Genomic DNA, 19,875 nt, shown 5'->3' with positions numbered 1-19,875 from the left:
AATGAACACGAACCTACGTAGACGATTCGTTGTGGACGATGGACTCAAACGGTCGGACATGGTGAATATCGCGGGGTCTGTTACCACTGTGAACGCCACTCACAGGTCGTCGGATCGGCTCCCGGAACCGGTACGGCGGAAATCTCCCGGGCTGACCCCGGTTTCCCGGCGAAAGAAACGGCAGAAGTAGGCGGCGTCGGCGAATCCCACCCGTCCGGCAATCTGCCGAACGGTCAGATCCGTTCGGACCAACAGCCGTTTGGCCTCGTGCGCGCGGGCTTCCCTGACCAGTTCGGACGGTGTCCGGCCGGTGGCCGCTTTCACCGCCTCAGTGAGATATCCGGGGGTCACGCCGATGCGTTCCGCGTACGCCCGGACGGACCACAGGTCGAGGTCGATCCGGGTCGTCAACCGGGTGAACTCCTCGGCGACCGAGCCCGCGCGGGCGGGCGCGGGCGGGGCGGCGGGCGGCGTCTCCGGGAGCCTGCTAGCGCGCACCACCAGGACGTGCAGCAGCGCCCGCAGCACCGTGTGCACGCCGTCGGCACCGCGCCGGTACTCGTCCTTGAGCTCGGCGAACAGCCAGGACGTCTGCCGGTGGGCGTCCGGGTCCAGGGTCAGCCAGGGGCGCTCGCTGAGCCTGCGCAGCAGGTCGCGGTCGGCCGGGTGGTCGAGCAGGAAGTCGTCGGTGAACAGCACGATGTCGCCGGTCAGGTCCCGGGCGTCGGCCCAGTAGTGCACCTGGCCGGGGGCGATGGCGCACAGGTGCGGCGGCCGCAGCTCCCAGCGGGCGAGGTCGACGACGTGCGTGCCGCTGCCGCCGGTGACGTGCACGATCTCGTGGAAGGTGTGCCGGTGCGGGAAGTCCGCGCTGGCCAGTGGGCCGAGCGAGGCGAAGGTGCCGACCACGAACGGCAGGGTGTTCGGCTCGGCCACCTCCAGCCGGTGCATCGGCAGCTCGCCCGCGCGGGGCGTCAGGCAGGGCGTCCCGGGTAATACTGTCGTGCCGCGCATTGTCCGATCCCCTCGCTTGCCGGACTGAAGGTCCAGACCAATCGTTCGCAGCTGCCACCTTGGCACGCGCGTCGCTCAGTGTGAACACGAAGGGGCATAACAGGAACCACTAGATCCCCATGGGATGCCACACCGTTTTGGTCTCGACCAGCGCCCGGAGCCTGCCGATATCCGGCTGGTCGGTCCACTCCGGTTCACTCGTGGGCACCCTGAGCACGCGTTTCACCGTGCCCGCCGCCGCCTTCTCCAGCTCGACGCGCTGGTCCGCGTCCGCGCCGGTCAGGTCGAGCGCGTTCACGTCCGCGTGCGCGGCCAGCCAGGGCGCCAGCTCGGCGGTGTGCCCGGTGAGCAGGTTGACCACGCCGCCTGGCACGTCCGAGGTGGCCAGCACCTCGGTCAGCGTCACCGCGGGCAGCGGCCGGTCCCGGCTCGCCACCACGACCGCCGTCGCACCCACCGCCAACACCGGCGCCACCACGCTGACCAGGCCCAACAGCGACGAACCCTGGGGCGCGAGCACCCCGACGACACCGGTCGGCTCGGGCACCGAGAACGAGAAGTACGGCCCGGCCACCGGGTTCGCCGCGCCAAGCACGGTCGCCAGCTTGTCCGTCCACCCCGCGTACCACACCCACCGGTCGATCGCGGCGTCCACAAGCGACTGCGCACGCTTGCCCGGCACGCCCTCGCCCGCCGCCACCTCGGCGGCGAACTGCTCCCGCCTGCCCTCCAGCAGCTCGGCCACCCGGTAGAGCACCTGGCCCCGGTTGTAGGCGGTGGCCCCGGACCACTTCCCGAACGCCGCCCGCGCGGCCACCACCGCCTCCCGCAGGTCCTTGCGCGAGGCCTGCGCCGCGTTGGCCAGGAACCGGCCGTGCGCGTCGGCCACCGGGTAGGTGCGGCCGGACTCCGAGCGGGGGAACGCACCGCCCAGGTAGAGCTTGTAGGTCTTGGACACCGTCACGCGGTCAGACATCGAGGTACGCCTCCAGCCCGGTCCGGCCGCCCTCGCGGCCGAAGCCCGACTCCTGGTAGCCGCCGAACGGGGCGGTCGGGTCGAAGCGGTTGAACGTGTTGGCCCACACCACGCCCGCGCGCAGCCGGTTCGCCATCCACAGGATGCGCGAGCCCTTCTCCGTCCACACACCCGCCGACAGCCCGTACGGGGTGTTGTTGGCCTTGGCCACGGCCTCGTCCGGGGTGCGGAACGTGAGCACGGACAGGACGGGACCGAAGATCTCCTCCTGGGCGATCCGCATCGACTGGGTGACATCGGCGAACACCGTGGGTGCGAAGAAGAAACCCTTGTCCGGCAACGGACACGCGCTTGTCCAGCGGTGCGCGCCCTCCTGCTCGCCCGCCGCGACCAGCTCGTGGATCTTGTCCAGCTGCGCCCGCGAGTTGATCGCGCCGACATCGGTGTTCTTGTCCAACGGATCGCCCACGCGCAGCGTCGACACGCGTTTGCGCAGCTTGTCCAGCAGCTCCTCGGCGATCGACTCCTGCACCAGCAGCCGCGAGCCCGCGCAGCAGACGTGCCCCTGGTTGAAGAAGATGCCGTTGACGATGCCCTCCACCGCCTGGTCCAGCGGCGCGTCGTCGAACACCACGTTCGCCGCCTTGCCGCCCAGCTCCAGGGTCAGCTTCTTGCCGGTGCCCGCGAGCGACCCCTGGATGATCTTGCCGACCTCGGTGGACCCGGTGAACGCCACCTTGTCGATCCCGGGATGGTTCACCAGCTGCGCACCGACGTCGCCCGCGCCGGGCAGGATGTTGACCACGCCCGGCGGCAGCTCCGCCTGCTGGATGATCTCGGCCAGCACCAGCGCGGTCAGCGGCGTGGTCTCCGCGGGCTTGAGCACCACGGTGTTCCCGCAGGCCAGCGCGGGGGCGATCTTCCAGGCGGCCATCAGCAGCGGGAAGTTCCACGGGATCACCTGACCCGCCACGCCCAGCGGCCGGGGGTCCGGGCCGAGCCCCGCGTAACCGAGCTTGTCGGCCCAGCCCGCGTGGTAGAAGAAATGCGCGGCGGCGGTCGGGACGTCGGTGTCGCGGGACTCCTTGATGGGCTTGCCGTTGTCCAGACTCTCCAGCACGGCCAGCTCACGTGCCCGCTCGGCGATCATGCGCGCGATCCGGAAGATGTACTTGGCCCGCTCGGTGCCGGGCATCCGGCCCCACACCTTGTCGTAGGCGCGGCGGGCGACCTTGACGGCGTGGTCGACATCGGCCTGACTCGCCGTGCTGACCTCGGCCAGCACCTCCTCGGTGGCCGGGTTGACGCTCTTGAGCGGCTCGCCCTTGCCCTCGACGAACTCGCCGTCGACGAACATCCGATAGCTCGGCTTCAGGTTCGCGATCGCCCGCGACTCGGGCGCGGGGGCGTATTCCCAGGTCATCTAGTCCACCGTCACATAGTCCGGGCCGCTGTAGTGGCCGCTGAGCTGGGTCTGCCGTTGCATCAGCAGGTCGTTGAGCAGGCTGGAGGCACCGAAGCGGAACAGCGCGGGCGTCAGCCACTCCGGCCCCGCGACCTCGTGCACCGCGACCAGGTGGCGGATGGCGTCCTTGGTGGTGCGGATGCCGCCCGCGGGCTTGACCCCGCGCAGCTGGCCGGTCGCGGCGTGCCAGTCGTGCACGGCCTGCAGCATGACGTTCGTGACCGGCAGGGTGGCCGCGGGGGAGACCTTGCCGGTCGAGGTCTTGATGAAGTCGCCGCCCGCCAGCAGCGCCAGCCAGGACGCGCGCCGCACGTTGTCGTAGGTGGCCAGCTCGCCGGTCTCCAGGATGACCTTGAGGTGCGCGTCCCCGCAGGCCGCCTTGATCGTGCGGATCTCGTCGAACACCTGCCCGTACCGCCCGGTCAGGAACGCGCCGCGGTCGATCACCATGTCGATCTCGGTCGCACCCGCCTCGACGGCCAGCTCGGTGTCGGTGAGCTTGACCTTCAGGCTGGACCGGCCGGACGGAAAGGCGGTGGCGACACTGGCGATGTTCACGCCGGTGCCGTCGAGCTTCTCGACCGCGGTGGCGACCATGTCGGGATAGACGCAGACCGCCGCCACCTTGGGTGTTCCCGGGGCGGGATTGCGGGCCTTGGCGCACAGGGACCGGACCTTGCCCGGCGTGTCCGCACCCTCCAAAGTGGTCAGATCGACCATGGCGATCGCGGTGTCGATCGCCCACAGCTTGCTGTCCTTCTTGATACTGCGGGTCGCCAACCCCGCACTCCGCTGCTCGACCCCGACCGCGTCGACCCCCGGCAACCCCTGCAGGAACCGCCGCAGCGACGCCTCGTCCCGGGTCGCTCCGCTGAACTCGTGCACTGTCGTGGCGGACATGGGCACGAGTCTAGGGGGCTCCTGCTCTTCTGGCGGTTTCCGCAGGTCGTAGGTTTTCGGTGGGGGTGGGGTGCCCGGATTTTCACTCCGGTGGGCGACAGAAGTTATCCACAGGCCGGGCCCTCTGAAGATCGACACTGGGGTCCCTGTCGGCCCCTCGCGGTAGAATGGCTGGAGGGGTGCCCCCGGGATGGGTGGGGGCTTGCGTAGGGGCCGGTCGGGGTTTCGTGGCTCGTGGCTCATGGGGTTGTCCGGATTCGGAATGTCAGGCATTCGGTGTGGGCGCGGTCATGCGTGCGCGTCGCTCGATGCCTTGGGCGTTGTCGCCGACTCGTGCGAGTGACCGGGGCTGGCTGGGTCAGGCGATCGCGGTCCGGACCCGGGCCGGGCGCCAGAGCTTGACGGCGAGGACGACGAGCCAGACTGTCCACAGGAGATAGCCCGCGAAGTTGGCCTGCTTGGTGCCAGGCACGTCCAGGGGGATGAGCACGCCGCAGGCGACCAGGACGGCGGCGGGCCAGGCCAGGAGTCTCGGGCCGAACTGGCGGGCGACCACGAAGGTCCAGGCGGCGGTGAGGGCGTAGCCGAGGGTTTCGCCGATCGCGGTTCCGAGCACTGTGGACAGTGCGCGGAAAGTGCCCGGGTCGTCGATGAACGGGACGATCAGCGGCCACCGGAGCAGGCCGATGACCTGCACACTCGCCGCCGCGATGCCGAGCGGGACGATCCAGCGGGGGTGCTCGGCGCGGCGGGCGAGGTGGATCGAGATGGGGGCGACCAGGCCCGCGGAGATGGCCAGGAGCAGGAAGAGTGCCGACACGGCGACCCGGTGTTGGGCGAATTGGGCGAGTACCTGGTCGGCTGGTTCGGCCAGGACGTCCGGGTAGTCGAAGACGCTGCCGAGGCCGAGGAAGGCGAGGTTGGCGCCGACGGCACCGGCGATGAGGAGCAACGGGAGCATGGTCGGGTCCTATCTCTGTACGGTGTTCGATATTGCACACTGTACAGTGTTGCCTCGTGGAAGAGAAGACCACCCGACCCGGGCCCAAGCGGAGCCTGTCGGCGGAGCAGATCGTGACCACCGCGATGGACCTCTTCGACGGCGAGACCCCCTCGATCCGGGGCGTCGCCGCGCGGTTGGGGGTACGGCCGAACACGCTGTACACGTACCTGCCGGACCGAGCGGCGTTGGAGCGCGCGCTGGTCGATCGACTGCTCGCGGAAGCAGACCCGGATCTACTACTCGGCCGCCGTTCATGGCGCCGCCGGATCGAGGACTACGCGTGCTCCCTGCGCACGGTGTTGCTACGCCGCCGGGGCGCTGCGGCGTTGTTCCATTCCGCGCCGATGGACGGTCCGAACGCGATGTTGGTGGGTGAGCGCCTACTGGCTCTGTTCACGTCGGCAGGACTGTCGCCGTCGGATGCTTCTCGCGCTACATACGCGGTGATCGTGCACGTACTGGGCTCGGCAACGTTGACAGCAGCCGACTTGGACGGTCACACGGAGGAGGAGGTCGTCGCCGCACGACAGGCAGTCCAGATCGACCCGGAACTCCTACCACTCACCGCGGCCGCGTGGTCGACAACGGCGACGTGGAACACCGAGACCCAGTTCCGCTGGTCCCTGCACGCCCTACTCGACGGCTGCGCCGCCCGCTGAGGTCAGGACTCCTCGATCTCGCGGGGTGCGTCCTTGTCCTTGCGCTTCTTCGGCGACCGCACCTCGACCCCGCCCATCAGTGCGAAACCGGTGATCCGGACGACCGGGCCGTTGTTGAACTGCTGGCCCTTCATGCTGTTCGCGAACGCGCCCATGAAACCGGAGCCGGTGACGTGCACGGTGACGTCCGGCGGGACGGTGATCTCGATGCCGCCCATCATGGCGAAGGCGTGGATGACGGTCTCGCGGGCCTCGAACCGGGCCTGGGTGAGGTCGATCTCGACACCGCCCATGACGGCGATGGCGTTGAACGTGGGCGGGATCGTCCACGGGCCTTTGACCTCGGACCCGGACAGCACCGCGATCGCCGAGGACTGGGTGCCGCGGCCGCCGACCCGGTTGGGCAGCGCGGGCTGCGGGGCGACGGCGGGTGCTACCTGTTGGCCGGGGAGGTCGCGCACCAGCGGTTCGAGCTCGCCGAAGGTGCGGGCGGAGTAGACGCTGTCCAGGCGTTCCTCCAGCTCGTTGACCGTGAGCCTGCCTTCGGCCATGGCGTCGTGCAGGACCTTCGCGAAGCGCTCGCGGTCCGCGTCCGAGGCGCGCATCTCGCGGGGGCCGGGCAGGTTGGGCTGCTCACTCACGGACAAGAGGGTAGCGCTATCGGGTGGTGGATTGGGCTGGACCTCGCGCTCGGTTAAGCGGACCAAGGTAGCGCTCCCCGTTCACCGGCTACCGTGTCGCCCCATGGACGTGCTCACCGTGGACCACCCGCTGGCGAAGGCCCGGCTCACCGTCATGCGCGACGCCCGGACCGACAGCGCCACGTTCCGGGCCGCCCTGCACGAGCTGACCGTGATGCTCATCTACGAGGCCACCCGCACCGCGCCGCTGCGTACCGAGCGCATCCACACCCCGGTCGCGCGCACGGACGGCCACTGGCTGGCGAACCCGCCGCTGCTGGTGCCGGTGTTGCGGGCGGGCCTGGGCATGGCCGACCAGGCGCACAAGCTGATCCCGGACGCCCAGATGGGCTTCGTCGGCCTGGCCCGCGACGAGACGACGCTGCAGCCGACCCCCTATATGGAGTCCCTGCCGGAGAGCCTGTCCGGCCGCCCGGTGTTCGTCCTGGACCCGATGCTGGCCACCGGCGGCTCGATGGTCCACACCATTCGCCTGCTGGTGGACCGGGGCGCCACGGACGTGACGGCCATCTGCGCGCTGGCGGCCCCGGAAGGCATCGAACACCTGGCCGCGGCCGCCCTCCCGGTCCGCCTGGTCACGGCCAGCGTCGACGACCGGCTCAACGACTCGGGCTTCATCGTCCCCGGGTTGGGTGACGCGGGTGACCGACAGTACGGAGCTGTCTGAGTTCACGCCCGGCGTCTGGGCGCCGTCACACTCGGGTGCACGTCCCATCCCGGGTTTACCGGTTCGACCAGCCGCGGACGTTGGCGCGGAGGGAGTGTTCGTAGGCGGTGGTGGTGTCGAGGTCCGGGGGGAGGCTGCCGCACAGTTCCAGCGAGACCAGGCCGTGCACGATGCCCCAGCAGCCGACGGCCATGGTGTTGTGCGGGTCGGTGAAGATGCCGGTGTGGACGCCGGTCTCGATGACCTCCAGGAGGGGCGATAACGCGGCCCTGGACTGTTCCGCGGCCGATTCGTCCGGTTCGAAGCCGGGGAGGGCGGCGCCGAACATGATCGAGTACAGGTGGGGGTCGGCGAGGGCGCTGGTGCGGTAGGCGAGGCCGAGCTGGATCAGGTCCTCGGCCGGGTCGCCGGTCGGGGTGACGGCGCGGAGGTGGGTGCCGAGGCGGCGGAAGGCTTCCACGTACAGCTCGCGCATCAGGGCGGGTTTGCCGCCGAACAGCGAGTACACGGCCGTGGTGGAGGTGCCCGCGTCGGCGGCGAGGCGGCGCAGGCTCAGCGCGGCCGCGCCCTCGTTCGACAGCAGTTCGCCCGCTCGGTCGAGCAGTCGTACCCGCAGCGCCTCGTCGTGGGTCCTGGGTCTGGGCACCGGGTGAGTCTACCGTTTTGTAACAGCGTCACAGTGGTATCACGGTGGTACCGTCGAGCGCATGGCGATGACACTGCGGTTGACCGAGGAGGACAACGCCCGCCTCGACGAGCTGGCCGCCGCCGAGGGGCGGTCCAAGCAGGAGGTGCTGCGGCTGGCGCTGGCCGACCGCTGGGCGCGGCTGCACAAGGAGGAGCAGCTCGGCGAGGCCCTCGGCCGCATCCTGCCCCGGTACAGCGGGCTGCTGGAGCGTCTGGGCGCGGTCTGACCGGCACATGTGATCATCTTCGGATGACCGTCTACCTGGACGCCAGCGACCTGCTCGTGCTTGCCGCCGCCGTGACCGGTGGTGACCTGGTCGTCCGGGATCTGGGCCTGCTCGACGCCGCCGCGTACCGGCCGCGAGCCACTGTGCTCGGTGTCGAGGCGTACGGCACGCTTTGGCTCAAAGCGGCCGCCCTGCTCGACTCGATCGTGCGCACCCGGCCGCTGGCCGAGGGGAACTGGCGGCTGGGCTGGGTGGCGGCGGTCACCCTCTGCGACCTCAACGGGTGGTGGATCGACGCCGACACCGAGGCCGCGCTGGACGTGGTTCGCGAGGTCGGACGCGGGTCGGTGGAGGTGCAGGCGATGGCCGGGCACCTGGCGGCATGGGCCGTGCCCAAGGGCTGAAACCACCGATTCTGGTTGACCTGGAGCGCACTCCAGCTTCTACCGTCAAGCACGTGACCTACGCGATCGCCGAGGCGGCCCACCGCAGTGGGCTGTCGATCGACACCCTCAGGTACTACGAGCGCATCGAACTGATCGACCCGCCCGCCCGGGACTCCGGCGGCAGGCGCGTCTACACCGACGACGACCTGGCCTGGCTGGCCTTCCTCACCCGGCTGCGCACCACCGGCATGCCCATCAAGCTGATGCGCGAGTACGCCAGGCTGCGCGACCAGGGCCCGGTCTCGGCCGGGGCGCGCAAGCGGATCCTGGAACGGCACCGTGAGGATGTGAAGGTGCGCATCGCGGAGCTCACCTCGTGCCTCGACGCGCTGGACTACAAGATCGAGAACTACGAGCAGATCATCCGGGCGGAGACGCTCAGCACCATCCAGGAGGCATCGGCATGACCATCCCCACCCGGACGCTCGGCGCGCTCGCCGTCGGCGCGCAGGGCCTCGGCTGCATGGGCATGAGCCAGGGCTACGGCACCGGCGACCAGGACGAGTCCATCGCCACCATCCACCGGGCGCTGGAGCTGGGCGTGACCCTCCTCGACACCGCCAACGTCTACGGCGCGGGCGCGAACGAGGAGCTGGTGGGCAAGGCCATCAAGGGCAGGCGCGACCAGGTCGTGCTGGCCACCAAGTTCGGCATCGCCGGACACACCCCGGACGGCCCGGTCGTGCGCGGCGACGCCGGGTACGTGCGGGAGAGCGTGGAGGCCTCGCTGCGCAGGCTGGGGGTCGACCACATCGACCTCTACTACCAGCACCGGGTCGACCCGGACACGCCGATCGAGGAGACCATCGGCGCCATGGCCGAGCTGGTCCGGGAGGGCAAGGTCCGGCACCTGGGCATGTCCGAGGCGGGCGCGGCCTCCATCCGGCGTGCGGCGGCCGTGCACCCGATCGCCGCGTTGCAGAGCGAGTGGTCGTTGTGGTCGCGCGACATCGAGGCCGAGATCCTGCCCACCTGCCGGGAGCTGGGCATCGGCATCGTGCCGTTCTCCCCGCTCGGCCGGGGTTTCCTCACCGGCAGGCTCACCGCGGACGCGCTCGGCGATGGCGACATGCGGGCCGCGATGCCGCGGTTCGCCGGTGACAACTTCGACCGCAACCGCGCGATCGTCGCCGCGCTTGAGTCGATCGCGGCGAAGCGCGGGGTCACCACCGGTCAGCTGGCGCTGGCCTGGGTGCAGGCACAGGGGTCCGATGTGGTCCCGATCCCCGGCACCAAGCGGCGGACGTACCTGGACGAGAACGTCGCCGCCGCCACCATCGAACTGTCCGATGCGGACATCGCGGCCGTCGAGTCGGCGGCCCCGGCCGAGGCGTTCACCGGGGCGCGGTACGCCCCCGGCATGATGCGCGCGGTCGGCAAGTAGGAGGGAATTCCCCGAACATGAGCACACTTCCCACCCGTCGACTCGGCGGGTTGACCGTCAGCGCCCAGGGCCTCGGCTGCATGGGCATGAGCGACTTCTACGGCGGCCGCGACGACACCGAGTCGGTCGCCACCATCCACCGCGCCCTCGACCTGGGCGTCACGCTGCTGGACACCGCCGACATGTACGGCCCGTTCACCAACGAGGAGCTGGTCGGCAAGGCGATCAAGGACCGGCGCGACCAGGTCGTGCTGGCCACCAAGTTCGCCATCGTCCGCGACCCCGACGACCCTACCCGGCGCGGCATCCGCGGCGACGCGGCCTATGTCCGGGAAGCGGTCGAGGGGTCCCTGCGGCGGCTGGGGGTCGACCACATCGACCTCTACTACCAGCACCGCGTCGACCCGAAGACGCCGATCGAGGAGACCGTCGGCGCCATGGCGGAACTCGTGCAGCAGGGCAAGGTCCGCTACCTCGGCCTGTCCGAGGCGGGCGCCGAGACCCTGCGGCGCGCGGCCGCGGTACACCCGATCGCCGCGTTGCAGAGCGAGTGGTCGTTGTGGTCGCGCGACATCGAGGCCGAGATCGTGCCGACCGCGCGCGAGCTGGGCATCGGGATCGTGGCGTATTCCCCGCTGGGGCGCGGTTTCCTGACCGGGCGCTACAACTCCACTTCGGACTTCGGTGAGGGTGACTACCGGGCGGCCGGTCAGCCCCGGTTCGAAGGGGAGAACCTGGAGAAGAACCTCGCGATCGTGGCCGCTTTGCGTGCGTTGGCCGAGCAGCGTGGGGTGACCGCCGGTCAGCTGGCGCTGGCCTGGGTGCAGCACCGGGGCGCGGACGTCGCGCCGATCCCGGGTACCAAGCGGCGCAAGTACCTGGAGGAGAACGTGTCCGCTGTGGACATCTCGTTGTCCGAAGAGGACTTGCGGACCATCGAGGCGGCGGTCCCGGTGGATGCCGTGGCGGGTGGCCGCTACCCGGACGAGGCGATGAAGCTGATCGGTCAGTGACCGGGGAGGGGCGGGGTCGTCGGACCCCGCCCCTTGTCTTTCGCTACGAGTCGTTCGCTATGAGAACTGTGCTCGTTAGGAGAACTGCAGGCAGCTGGCCGTGTTGTCGAACCAGTTGTTGGTGAGGTCGGTGTCGACGGAATGCGGTTTCGCGTCGTAGCCGGAACCGCCGCTGCAGTCGGCCGCGTCGTAGAGGTGCACGGTGTGGCCGGTCAGGTTCTTCATCGAGCTGGCGCCGTCGGTGACGTAGCTGTTGCCGCCCGCCCAGCGGACCTTGGTGAGGTCGACCGGCCCGGTCCCGATGTCGAACTGGGCGCGTTGGCCGTGGTAGTCGTCGTCCTCGTACAGGCAGAAATGGTTGTCGTCGCACACGCCGTCGGCACTGGCCGGTACCGGCGCGACGAGCGCTCCGACGACGGCGAGGGCACCTGCCGTGGCGAGGGCTGTTCGCGGTTTCATCTTTTCCCACCTCCAGGCCCGACCGGGACGAACACGGATCGGGCCGAATGGTCGTGGCGGTGGGCGCTTCCGGGACGTGGAGTTCCTTTCACTCCGCGCCTGCACGCCCACGCCAGCCACCGTAGCCGGGTCCGGAGTGGCCTCCTATGCCTCGCCCGGGTGACGCGGGAACTCTTCGTGCGGAACGAAAAACGGGGGCGAGACGGTTTGGTCTCGCCCCCGCTGGGGAACGTCCGGCGGGTTCCGCCGCGATGGGGGCATCAACGCGGCGGAACACCGGCCGGTCCGCGGGCCGCCCGTAGGAGGGGGACGGTCGACCCGCGGACGTCTTCGGTCAGTACAGCGAACCCGTGTAGCAGATCGCCGCGATGTAGCCGATGGTGGTGCAGCTGGACGGGACCGCGACGTCGTTGGCCGCGTTCGGGTCCGACGGCGCGCTGGCGGTGCGCTTCGCGGTGACCTTCCAGGTGCCGATGGTGGTCAGCTTCAGCGGCGCGGAGATGGACCTGGTCACCGACTGGCCGACCGCGAGCGGGCCGGTCTCGCAGACCACGTTGTTGCCCGACAGCGTGCAGCCAGGACCGGGGACCGGCTTGAGGCCGCTGGGGAACGTGGCGGTGACGGTGCCGGAGGTCAGCGCGTCCGGGCCGGTGTTGCGCGCGGTCAGCGTGTACTGCAGGGCGGGCACCATGATCCCGAACTTCGGCGAGGCCTGCATCGACACCGCCAGGTCGCTGGTGGCCGGGACCGGCAGCGTGGTCCGGTTGAGCAGTACCGAGATGCCTGCCGCGAACCGGTTGGTGGTGATCAGGTCCGGGCGGTTGTCATTGTCCACATCGGCCGCGTGCACCTCGGTCGGCGTAGTGCCGGTGCCGACGGTCGTGGTCTGGGTGAAGGTGCCGTCGCCGTTGTTGAGCACCGCGACGCTGTCCGCGCCGGAGAGCGAGACGGCCAGGTCGGGGTCGCCGTCCAGGTCGAGGTCCGCGACCGCGACGCCGAACGGGGCCGGGCCGACGAGCTTGGCGGTGGGCGCGGCGAAGGTGCCGTCGCCGTTGCCGAGCAGGACCGAGACGGTGCCCGCGGCGTAGTCCGCGGTGGTCAGGTCGGTCTTGCCGTCGTGGTTGAAGTCACCGGCCGCGATGTCGATCGGGTTGATGCCGGTCGGGAACGCGGTCGGCGCGGCGAAGGTGCCGTCGCCGTTGCCCTTGAAGACCGAGACGGTGTTGGTGAAGAACCCGCCGATGGCGATGTCGGTCTTGCGGTCGCCGTCCAGGTCGGCCAGCACCACGCCGCGCGAGTAGCCGCCGGACGCGATGTCGGTCGGGTCGCCGAGCGTGCCGTCGCCCTTGCCGAGCAGGACGGTGATGCCGGTGGGGCGGGAGATGACGACATCGGCCTTGCTGTCGCCGTTGAGGTCGCCGGTGGCGATGCCTTCCGCGCCCGCGCTGACCGGGTACCCGACGCGCGGCGCGAACGTGCCGTCGCCGTTGCCGAGCAGGATGGAGACCGCGCCCGCGGTGGTGACCGCGACATCGGTCTTGCCGTCGCGGTTGAAGTCCGCCGCGGCGATACCGGTGGGCTCGTCGCCCGGGTAGACGGTGTGGCGGGGACCGAGGACACCGTTGCCGGTGCCGAGCAGCACCGTCAGCTGCCATTCGTAACGGTCGGCGGTGACCACGTCGGTCTTGCCGTCACCGTTGAGGTCGGCGTCGATGACCGATTCCGGGTGGTTGCCGGTGGAGTAGTCCACCTTCGGCGCGAACGTGATCGGGTTCGCCGCGGCCGCCGGGATGGCGGCCAGGGTGACTGTCGCGGCCGTCACGGCCAGGACACCGAGCACCCGGGAACGAGCGGTCATGGGGTTCAACCTCCTCTTCGGCGAGATGCCGTCGAGGGCCGCATCGTCGGAAACGGGACGCCCGTTTCGGGTTTTGCCAGTTAACTCGCTGTGTGTCACGTCCGATTCGGACAGTGACCGCACCTGGTTACCGGCTGTTTCCGCGGGGCGGCGACGGGTGTCTTGACCGGTTCACTGTGGAGAGTCTGTGGTCTGAACCACCCACCACTGTGGAGCTTGACGCCCGCTCCTGGACGGCGCGGTGCGTGGCCATGAACGTCCGTGCGGCCTTTTCGCGCGGAATCTCCGTTGTCGGCCAAACCTGAACCATGAGGCTCTGACGCGGTGCACGGCGTCGGCAGGGGTGAGCCGCAGGAGTGCGGAATTGTCGGCTCCGCCCCAGCGGGAGCGCGGACTCGGTAATTGCCGTGCTGGCGAGGTCCAGGGGCCGGGGTGGCTCGGTGAACCACTCGGGCGGCTGGATGAAGATTTCGGGGTGCCCGAAAAACAGGACGGCTTCTTCGGCCACCGCGTCGGATGGGGTATCGGTATTCGGTTCAGCGGGCCATGATTCGAGTTGGATCAGCAAGTACCGGCTGCCTTCATGGGTGGTCATTGAGTGCCGCGCAGCCGGTTCGGGTCGACACCACTGTCTCGTGGCAGGCGAAGTGGAACAGTTGAGGTTCGATGGCGGCCCGGTTTGCGATGACGCAGTAGCCGTTGTCCGGCGGCACCAGGCCTTGTGCCGATCCGAGCAGATTTTCGATCACCCGCCCGATCGTAGCCACCCGGGTTGCCCGTGATCGGGCCTTTCGGCGGTGGCGATCTGTCGCTCGCAGGGCCCGCGACGGGGTGCGAAAACCTCGGACGAGGGCGTGCGCAAGCTCCCCTGCCGGTGGACACAGTTCGGACAAAACGGCGGAGTGGCGGCGATATGGCGTTCGGCAAATTGCCTATGGGCGGTGATTCCGTATTGCGTCGCAAAAGGTCGTTCGGGCTGGTCACATTGGGTGGGCGGGGGGCTTGGTCGGGTGAACATCGGAGGGCGAGAGGGTTCCGCGTTCGCGCGGGGATGGGTGAGCGGGGTAGCGTGCCGGGTACGGAAAGCGATGATGGTCAGGCGGGGGTGGCCTGGGCTCGATCGGACCTCGACAGCGGAGGGACCAACAGCCATGTCAGTCGACGCGCCCCCGATCACGCGTCTGGAGTTCGCGACGCACGTTGAGGACGAGGCGGCTGCGGCGGTGCAGCGGATGTTCCTGCAGCACCGCAGCAGCATGCGGCGCGGGCGGCGGGATGCCGAGTTCCGGGTGGCGACCGCGTCGGCCGGGGAGATGGCGGCGGACCGGGTGCGGACGTCGATCGACTTCGTGACCAAGGCCGATCCGTTGGACCACTTCATCTGCGTGCGGGCGGTGGACGGGCGGGCGCGCTACCGGATCGGCGACGAGGACGTGTGGATCGGGCAGGGTGGGGTCTGTCTGATCCGACCGGGCGTTCCGTTCCACGGCGAAACCGTGGGCGCGGATCTCGCGCTGTTGCGGTTGCCCACCGCGTCGGTTGCGGCGTTGGCGGCGGACATGACCGGGGTGGCGGCGAAGTCGGTGCGGTTCGAGTCGTTGGCGCCGGTGTCGCCCGCGATGGATCGTTACTGGCGGGGGCTGTTCGGGTGGGCGAACCGGGAGATCCTGGCGCCGGACACGTCCGTCGGACAACCGTTGGTCGCCGCCGAGATGATGCGGACCCTCGCGGGCGGGCTGATCAGCGTCTTCCCGAACTCGACCATGACTGTCGCGCACACGCCGGGGACCGGGAAGGTGCCGCCCGCGGTGGTGCGGCGGGCCGTCGCGTACATCGACACGCACGCCGACCAGGTCATCACCCTCGCGGACATCGCCTCCGCCGCCGGGGTCGGGGCGCGCGCACTGCAGTACGCGTTCGCGAGACATCGGGCCGTGAGTCCGATCGCGTACCTGCACCGGGTCAGACTCGAACGCGCGCACCGCGATCTCCAGGAGGCCGACCCGACGAACGGCGCCACCGTGGCGGCCATCGCGGCCCGGTGGGGTTTCGCCAAACCGGGCCGGTTCTCCACCAAATACCGCGAGGCCTACGGGCGCAGTCCCAGCCAGACGCTGCGCGCCTAATCCATCAGCGTCGCGGCGAGCGTGCCGCCCAATTCCCGGCAGGCCCCGATATCCGCCGTGGTCGGTTCCCCCGCGACCAGCACGTGCTCGGCGGCCCGGGTCCAGCCCATTCCTTTCGTGATGCCCTCGATTGCCCGGACGGCACCGGTTGTGTCGTTGTTGCCGTGGACGTACAAACCGAACGGACGGCCTCGGGTGGCGTCGAGGACCGGGTAGTAGACCTGGTCGAAGAACAGTTTCATGGCACCGCTCATATAGCCCAGGTTCGCGGGCGTGCCAAGCACATATCCGTCCGCTTCGAGCACGTCCATCGCGGTGGCGCCCAGGGCAGGCCGGGAAACGACCTGCACACCCTCGATCGCCGGATCGGACGCCCCCGCCAGCACCGCCTCGTACATCACCCGCAGATTCGGCGACGGCGTGTGCTGCACGATCAACAGCCGCGGCATCAGGATTCCAGGAGGGTCGCGATCTCGCCTGCCAGGGTGGTCAGGCGGTCGTTGGCCTCCGTGCGGGCGGCCGGGAGGGCCGCCGCGTCCGCCACCGGGATCACGACCTCCAGGTAGGCCTTCACCTTGGGCTCGGTCCCCGACGGCCGGATCAGCACCCGCACGCCGGAACCCGTGTACCGCAGCACGTTCGCGTCCGGCAGCAGGTCCTCCGCCGAAACCGGGATACCCGCGAGCTCGGCCGGGGCATTGGTGCGCAGCGCGGCCATGATGGCGCCGATGCGGCTCAGATCCGTGACGCGCAAGGAAACCTGGCGGGTCGCGTGCAGGCCGTGGCGCAAAGCCAGGTCGTTGAGGGCGTCCATCAACGTGTGGCCTGCCGCGCGCAATGTCGCGGCCAGGTCGCAGAGGACTACCGCCGCCGAGATGCCGTCCTTGTCGCGTACGACATCCGGGTCCACGCAGTGGCCCAGTGCCTCCTCGTACGCGTACACCAAACCCTCGCCTGCGCGCACCAGCCACTTGAAGCCGGTCAACGTCGAGGCGTACCGCGCGCCGTGCGACACAGCGATGGTTTGCAACAGCGACGACGACACGATGGTATTGGCCACCAACGGGTTCACCGCGTCCGAAGTGGACAGAAGGTACTCGCCAAGCAGCGCACCGACCTCGTCGCCGGTCAGCATGCGCCAGGCGGAACCGTCGCGGACGCCCACCGAGCAGCGGTCGGCGTCCGGGTCCAGGGCGATGGCGATGTCCGCGGCGGTCTCGGTCGCCAAGGCCAGCAAGAGGTCCGTGGCGCCCGGCTCCTCCGGGTTCGGGAAGCTGACCGTCGGGAAGTCCGGGTCGGGCAGCGACTGCTCGGTGACCAGCCGGATGTCGTCGAAGCCCGCCTTGTGCAGCGCCAGCCCGAGCGGCCCGGCGCCGACCCCGTGCAGGCCGGTGGCCGCGACCCGCAGGGCGCGGGCGGTGCCGCGGGGCAGCGTGGCCACGTGGTCCAGGTAGGACCCGAAGACGTCGTCGTCGATCGTCTTGCGGTCCGGTGCCAGCGGGATCGACACGGCGGCCGGGCACGCGGCGATCGCGGCCTCGATGGCCTTGTCCGCGGGCGGGATGATCTGCGCGCCCGCGTCCACATAGACCTTGTACCCGTTGTCCTGCGGCGGATTGTGCGACGCGGTGATCTGCACCCCCGCGACCGCCCCCAGTTTCCGCGTCGCGTACGCCACGATCGGTGTCGGCATCGGGTGCGCCAGCGCGTGCACGTCGAACCCGGCCGACGTCAGCACCGCGACCGTGTCCGACCAGAACGCCTCCGAGCCGTGCCGAGCGTCCCGGCCGACGACCACGATGCCGCCCGAGTGCCCCTGCGACACCAGGTATGCCGCGAGCCCGGCCGTGGTGCGGATGACGACCGCGCGGTTCATCCCGTTCGGACCCGCGCGTACCGGCCCGCGCAGCCCGGCCGTGCCGAAGGTCAGCGGGCCGGACATCCGGTCTTCCAGCTCCTCGACCCGCCCGGCCACCCCGCCCATCGCTTCGGCGACGAGCTGTTGCAGCTCGGCGCGGGTGTCCGGGTCTGGGTCGTCGGCGATCCAGCGGAACGCGCGGTCGCGCAGGTCCGGGGTCAGCCTGGTCACGAGCGCACGACCAGTTCGCGCAGCAGCCCGCCCATGCCCTCGGCGGCGACCCGGCCCGACTCCAGCACCTCCAGGTGGTTGAGCGGCTCGCCGGTGATGCCCGCGGCCAGGTTCGTCACCAGGGACAGGCCGAACACCTCGACCCCGGCCGCGCGGGCCGCGATCGCCTCCAGCACCGTGGACATACCGACCAGGCCCGCGCCCATGACCCGGAGCATGTTGATCTCGGCCGGGGTCTCGAAGTGCGGGCCGGGCAGGCCCGCGTAGACGCCCTCGATCAGCGACGGGTCGATCTCCCGCGCGATCGCCCGCAGGCGCGGCGAGTACAGGTCGGTCAGGTCGACGAACTCGGCGCCGACCAGCGGGGACCGCGCGGTCAGGTTGAGATGGTCGCTGATCAGCACCGGCTGGCCGACCCGCACCCCCTCCATCAGGCAGCCCGCCGCGTTGGTCAGGACCACCGACGACACCCCCGCCGACGCAGCCGTACGCACCCCGTGCACGGCGCGCGCGACGCCGTGCCCCTCGTAGAGGTGCGTGCGGCCGAGCATCGCCAGCACCCGCTTGTCACCGACCTGGATCGAGCGGATCGTGCCGCCGTGGCCCTGCACGGTGGGCACCAGGAAGCCGGGCAGGTCGGCCATCGGCACCTCGGCCGCCGCGTCGCCGAGTCTGTCCACCGCGGGCCGCCAGCCGGAGCCGAGGATCAGCGCGATGTCGTGGCGGTCCACCCCGGTCCGCTCGGCGAGCGCCTTGGCGGCCTCGTCGGCGGCGCGGCGGGGGTCGGTGTCGATGTCGATGGCGGTCACACGGCGGAGCCTACGCGTGCCCGCTCGGTGCGTGCCCGGAATCCCAGGCGCACCACCAGGTAGAGCGGTAGCCCGATGGGGGACAGCAGGATGGTGAACACCAACAGCGGCGCCATGATCAGCGGGTGGATGCCGCGGGCGCGGCTGTCCAGGAAGATCCAGCGGCCGATGAACAGGTCCCAGGCCAGCACCTGCGCCCAGATCGCGGCCACCGCGTGGTCGTCGCGCAGGAAGTCCGACCAGAACGCCAGGCTGGGCATGGTGACCCCGGTCCACATGTCACCGAACACCGGGATGGCGGCGACCGCCCAGACCACCAGGCCGGGGATCAGGATCAGCGGCGAGGTGACGATCCGGGTGGTCCAGGACCAGGTCGGCGCGAAGATCATCAGCGCCCAGAACGGGACGACGGCGAGGAACGCCAGGTTGAAGACCGTGCTCACGCGACCGCGACCTCGCTGCCGCGCCGGGACGACAGCGCGCCGAGCGCGACGCCCACGACCAGCACGCCGAACGCGGTGCCGGTGGCCCAGTCCGGGTGGATCAGCGACTGGCCGCGGATCGCCTGCCAGGTGAGCAGGGCGAACAGGCCCGCGTAGCCGAGCCCGAGCGTCCACACGAGCCGGACCGCGGACCGCTCGTCGGTGCGTCGCCGGAGCAGCAGCCCCACGATGGGCAGCAGCTGCACCGCGTGCAGGCCGAGGAAGTGCGGGATGCGCAGGTCGCCGCCGGTGGTGCTCCAGTTGGTCAGCGGCATGCCGGGGCCGCCGTCCGGGACGCCGACCGCGTGCGCGCCGACGATGCCCTCGACGCCGCTGCTGGTGTTGATCGTCATCAGGAAGCCGATGAGCATGCCGACCAACGAGATCACCATGCCCAGCCGGATCGCCAGCAGCTCCGGGCGGGGCGCCAGGCGCTGGGCGGCGAGCTTGATGGTGAGCAGCAGGGTGGCGACCCAGATGACCACCACCGTCGCGCCCATGATCTGGAACAGCGTCCCGTCCAGGGTGGTGGTGTTGTTGAAGTGGCTCATCCGGCCGCGCGCCGCCTGCACGGTGATGATCACCATCTCGACCAGCCCGCCGCCGACGAGCACGGTGGCGGTGCGGTTGAGGAACCTGGTGGTGTGCTCGGGCAGCGAGAGTAACCAGGCCCAGGTGAGCGCGAACAGGATGAACGATAAGTCGAACTTGAGCGGCTTGAGCCAGACGGACACGCCCTCCAGCTGCCGGTCGTCGACGACCATGCCCACGAGGGAGACCACCGTCAGGGCCCCCATCAGGACGGTGAACAGGACCAACGGCCGGTGCCAGGTGCGAACCCGGGTCAACATGTCTCCCCCTGCATTATGGATAGTGGCACTACCTACTATCCATAGATACACTATCCACC

At 70.0% G+C, this 19,875-nt stretch carries 23 protein-coding genes; 8 read left to right on the top strand and 15 right to left on the bottom strand.

The genetic code is table 11. The features are described from left to right. Window positions 1-99: 99 nt before the first annotated feature. The 5 genes from C503_RS0111950 to C503_RS0111930 form a co-directional block, all read right to left on the bottom strand. Window positions 100-1,014 carry a helix-turn-helix transcriptional regulator gene (locus C503_RS0111950; RefSeq protein WP_026316202.1) on the bottom strand — a complete coding sequence of 305 codons (915 nt, stop codon included), beginning with the start codon at window positions 1,012-1,014 and terminating at the stop codon, window positions 100-102. Between the two features lie 109 nt (window positions 1,015-1,123). Beyond that, window positions 1,124-1,990, bottom strand: a complete 867-nt coding sequence (locus C503_RS0111945) for an aldehyde dehydrogenase family protein (protein WP_026316201.1) — start codon at window positions 1,988-1,990, stop codon at window positions 1,124-1,126. Further along, window positions 1,983-3,413, bottom strand: coding sequence for an aldehyde dehydrogenase family protein (locus tag C503_RS0111940; RefSeq protein WP_018682438.1), 1,431 nt, complete (start codon window positions 3,411-3,413; stop codon window positions 1,983-1,985). The genes C503_RS0111945 and C503_RS0111940 overlap by 8 nt, the downstream gene beginning before the upstream one ends. Further along, window positions 3,414-4,355, bottom strand: a complete 942-nt coding sequence (deoC, locus tag C503_RS0111935) for a deoxyribose-phosphate aldolase (protein WP_018682437.1) — start codon at window positions 4,353-4,355, stop codon at window positions 3,414-3,416. A gap of 358 nt (window positions 4,356-4,713) precedes the next feature. After that, entirely contained in the window at window positions 4,714-5,316 is a 603-nt protein-coding gene (locus C503_RS0111930) for a DUF4386 family protein (RefSeq protein WP_018682436.1), read from the bottom strand. A gap of 56 nt (window positions 5,317-5,372) precedes the next feature. On the opposite strand from C503_RS0111930, the gene C503_RS0111925 reads away from it, so the two are divergent. Continuing rightward, the gene (locus tag C503_RS0111925) at window positions 5,373-6,017 is read left to right on the top strand and encodes a TetR/AcrR family transcriptional regulator (protein WP_018682435.1); all 645 of its coding nucleotides are present in this window, start codon (window positions 5,373-5,375) and stop codon (window positions 6,015-6,017) included. 2 nt (window positions 6,018-6,019) lie between these two features. Here the strand turns inward: C503_RS0111925 and C503_RS0111920 are convergent, their stop codons facing one another. Continuing rightward, the gene (locus tag C503_RS0111920; protein ID WP_018682434.1) at window positions 6,020-6,658 is read right to left on the bottom strand and encodes a DUF1707 SHOCT-like domain-containing protein; all 639 of its coding nucleotides are present in this window, start codon (window positions 6,656-6,658) and stop codon (window positions 6,020-6,022) included. A gap of 103 nt (window positions 6,659-6,761) precedes the next feature. Between C503_RS0111920 and upp the strand changes: the two genes are divergently transcribed. Then, window positions 6,762-7,385, top strand: coding sequence for a uracil phosphoribosyltransferase (upp, locus tag C503_RS0111915; protein WP_018682433.1), 624 nt, complete (start codon window positions 6,762-6,764; stop codon window positions 7,383-7,385). Between the two features lie 55 nt (window positions 7,386-7,440). On the opposite strand, the gene C503_RS0111910 is transcribed toward upp, so the two are convergent. Beyond that, complete coding sequence (locus tag C503_RS0111910; protein ID WP_018682432.1) at window positions 7,441-8,031, bottom strand: TetR/AcrR family transcriptional regulator; 591 nt, start codon at window positions 8,029-8,031, stop codon at window positions 7,441-7,443. 61 nt (window positions 8,032-8,092) lie between these two features. Between C503_RS0111910 and C503_RS0111905 the strand changes: the two genes are divergently transcribed. The 5 genes from C503_RS0111905 to C503_RS0111885 are packed head-to-tail and all read left to right on the top strand — an operon-like array spanning window position 8,093 to window position 11,142. Further along, window positions 8,093-8,299, top strand: coding sequence for a ribbon-helix-helix protein, CopG family (locus C503_RS0111905; protein WP_018682431.1), 207 nt, complete (start codon window positions 8,093-8,095; stop codon window positions 8,297-8,299). Between the two features lie 23 nt (window positions 8,300-8,322). After that, window positions 8,323-8,703 carry a type II toxin-antitoxin system death-on-curing family toxin gene (locus C503_RS0111900; protein WP_018682430.1) on the top strand — a complete coding sequence of 127 codons (381 nt, stop codon included), beginning with the start codon at window positions 8,323-8,325 and terminating at the stop codon, window positions 8,701-8,703. Window positions 8,704-8,756: 53 nt separating this feature from the next. Beyond that, window positions 8,757-9,152: a MerR family transcriptional regulator gene (locus tag C503_RS0111895; protein ID WP_018682429.1), complete on the top strand. Its 396-nt coding sequence runs from the start codon at window positions 8,757-8,759 to the stop codon at window positions 9,150-9,152. Then, complete coding sequence (locus C503_RS0111890; protein ID WP_018682428.1) at window positions 9,149-10,129, top strand: aldo/keto reductase; 981 nt, start codon at window positions 9,149-9,151, stop codon at window positions 10,127-10,129. The genes C503_RS0111895 and C503_RS0111890 overlap by 4 nt, the downstream gene beginning before the upstream one ends. A 17-nt stretch (window positions 10,130-10,146) precedes the next feature. Then, entirely contained in the window at window positions 10,147-11,142 is a 996-nt protein-coding gene (locus C503_RS0111885; RefSeq protein WP_018682427.1) for an aldo/keto reductase, read from the top strand. A 75-nt stretch (window positions 11,143-11,217) separates the two neighbouring features. Here C503_RS0111885 and C503_RS0111880 read toward each other — a convergent pair whose 3' ends face one another. From C503_RS0111880 to C503_RS45870, 3 genes are all read right to left on the bottom strand, one after another. Beyond that, a complete protein-coding gene (locus tag C503_RS0111880; protein WP_018682426.1) occupies window positions 11,218-11,601 on the bottom strand; it encodes a peptidase inhibitor family I36 protein in 384 nt (127 codons plus the stop codon). Window positions 11,602-11,935: 334 nt separating this feature from the next. Continuing rightward, complete coding sequence (locus tag C503_RS39080; RefSeq protein WP_018682425.1) at window positions 11,936-13,459, bottom strand: FG-GAP-like repeat-containing protein; 1,524 nt, start codon at window positions 13,457-13,459, stop codon at window positions 11,936-11,938. A 581-nt stretch (window positions 13,460-14,040) separates the two neighbouring features. Next, a complete protein-coding gene (locus C503_RS45870; RefSeq protein ID WP_018682424.1) occupies window positions 14,041-14,208 on the bottom strand; it encodes a hypothetical protein in 168 nt (55 codons plus the stop codon). Window positions 14,209-14,610: 402 nt separating this feature from the next. Between C503_RS45870 and C503_RS47820 the strand changes: the two genes are divergently transcribed. Next, window positions 14,611-15,585, top strand: coding sequence for an AraC family transcriptional regulator (locus C503_RS47820; RefSeq protein WP_018682423.1), 975 nt, complete (start codon window positions 14,611-14,613; stop codon window positions 15,583-15,585). On the opposite strand, the gene C503_RS0111860 is transcribed toward C503_RS47820, so the two are convergent. The 5 genes from C503_RS0111860 to C503_RS0111840 are packed head-to-tail and all read right to left on the bottom strand — an operon-like array spanning window position 15,582 to window position 19,816. Continuing rightward, the gene (locus C503_RS0111860) at window positions 15,582-16,034 is read right to left on the bottom strand and encodes a flavodoxin family protein (protein WP_018682422.1); all 453 of its coding nucleotides are present in this window, start codon (window positions 16,032-16,034) and stop codon (window positions 15,582-15,584) included. The genes C503_RS47820 and C503_RS0111860 overlap by 4 nt on opposite strands. Further along, window positions 16,034-17,674: a phospho-sugar mutase gene (locus C503_RS0111855; RefSeq protein WP_018682421.1), complete on the bottom strand. Its 1,641-nt coding sequence runs from the start codon at window positions 17,672-17,674 to the stop codon at window positions 16,034-16,036. The genes C503_RS0111860 and C503_RS0111855 overlap by 1 nt, the downstream gene beginning before the upstream one ends. Next, window positions 17,671-18,483, bottom strand: a complete 813-nt coding sequence (locus C503_RS0111850) for a purine-nucleoside phosphorylase (RefSeq protein ID WP_018682420.1) — start codon at window positions 18,481-18,483, stop codon at window positions 17,671-17,673. The genes C503_RS0111855 and C503_RS0111850 overlap by 4 nt, the downstream gene beginning before the upstream one ends. Then, on the bottom strand, window positions 18,480-18,926 hold the full coding sequence (locus C503_RS0111845) for an ABA4-like family protein (protein ID WP_018682419.1): 447 nt from the start codon (window positions 18,924-18,926) through the stop codon (window positions 18,480-18,482). Before C503_RS0111845 ends, C503_RS0111850 begins: the two co-directional genes overlap by 4 nt. Next, a complete protein-coding gene (locus C503_RS0111840; protein ID WP_018682418.1) occupies window positions 18,923-19,816 on the bottom strand; it encodes a hypothetical protein in 894 nt (297 codons plus the stop codon). Before C503_RS0111840 ends, C503_RS0111845 begins: the two co-directional genes overlap by 4 nt. Window positions 19,817-19,875 lie beyond the last annotated feature (59 nt).

Source organism: Actinokineospora enzanensis DSM 44649 (genome assembly GCF_000374445.1).
Classification (GTDB): domain Bacteria; phylum Actinomycetota; class Actinomycetes; order Mycobacteriales; family Pseudonocardiaceae; genus Actinokineospora; species Actinokineospora enzanensis.
The sequence above is the reverse complement of the archived record's forward strand: the minus strand, read 5'-3'. Positions and strand labels throughout refer to the sequence as shown.

Coding starts and splice junctions, on each gene's coding strand:
- C503_RS0111885 (WP_018682427.1), top strand. CDS start 10,147: ATGAGCACACTTCCCACCCGTCGACTCGGCGGGTTGACCGTCAGCGCC.
- C503_RS0111840 (WP_018682418.1), bottom strand. CDS start 19,816: ATGTTGACCCGGGTTCGCACCTGGCACCGGCCGTTGGTCCTGTTCACC.
- C503_RS0111950 (WP_026316202.1), bottom strand. CDS start 1,014: ATGCGCGGCACGACAGTATTACCCGGGACGCCCTGCCTGACGCCCCGC.
- C503_RS0111940 (WP_018682438.1), bottom strand. CDS start 3,413: ATGACCTGGGAATACGCCCCCGCGCCCGAGTCGCGGGCGATCGCGAAC.
- C503_RS0111880 (WP_018682426.1), bottom strand. CDS start 11,601: ATGAAACCGCGAACAGCCCTCGCCACGGCAGGTGCCCTCGCCGTCGTC.
- C503_RS39080 (WP_018682425.1), bottom strand. CDS start 13,459: ATGACCGCTCGTTCCCGGGTGCTCGGTGTCCTGGCCGTGACGGCCGCG.
- upp (WP_018682433.1), top strand. CDS start 6,762: ATGGACGTGCTCACCGTGGACCACCCGCTGGCGAAGGCCCGGCTCACC.
- C503_RS0111860 (WP_018682422.1), bottom strand. CDS start 16,034: ATGCCGCGGCTGTTGATCGTGCAGCACACGCCGTCGCCGAATCTGCGG.
- C503_RS0111900 (WP_018682430.1), top strand. CDS start 8,323: ATGACCGTCTACCTGGACGCCAGCGACCTGCTCGTGCTTGCCGCCGCC.
- C503_RS0111945 (WP_026316201.1), bottom strand. CDS start 1,990: ATGTCTGACCGCGTGACGGTGTCCAAGACCTACAAGCTCTACCTGGGC.
- C503_RS0111930 (WP_018682436.1), bottom strand. CDS start 5,316: ATGCTCCCGTTGCTCCTCATCGCCGGTGCCGTCGGCGCCAACCTCGCC.
- deoC (WP_018682437.1), bottom strand. CDS start 4,355: ATGTCCGCCACGACAGTGCACGAGTTCAGCGGAGCGACCCGGGACGAG.
- C503_RS47820 (WP_018682423.1), top strand. CDS start 14,611: ATGTCAGTCGACGCGCCCCCGATCACGCGTCTGGAGTTCGCGACGCAC.
- C503_RS0111890 (WP_018682428.1), top strand. CDS start 9,149: ATGACCATCCCCACCCGGACGCTCGGCGCGCTCGCCGTCGGCGCGCAG.
- C503_RS0111905 (WP_018682431.1), top strand. CDS start 8,093: ATGGCGATGACACTGCGGTTGACCGAGGAGGACAACGCCCGCCTCGAC.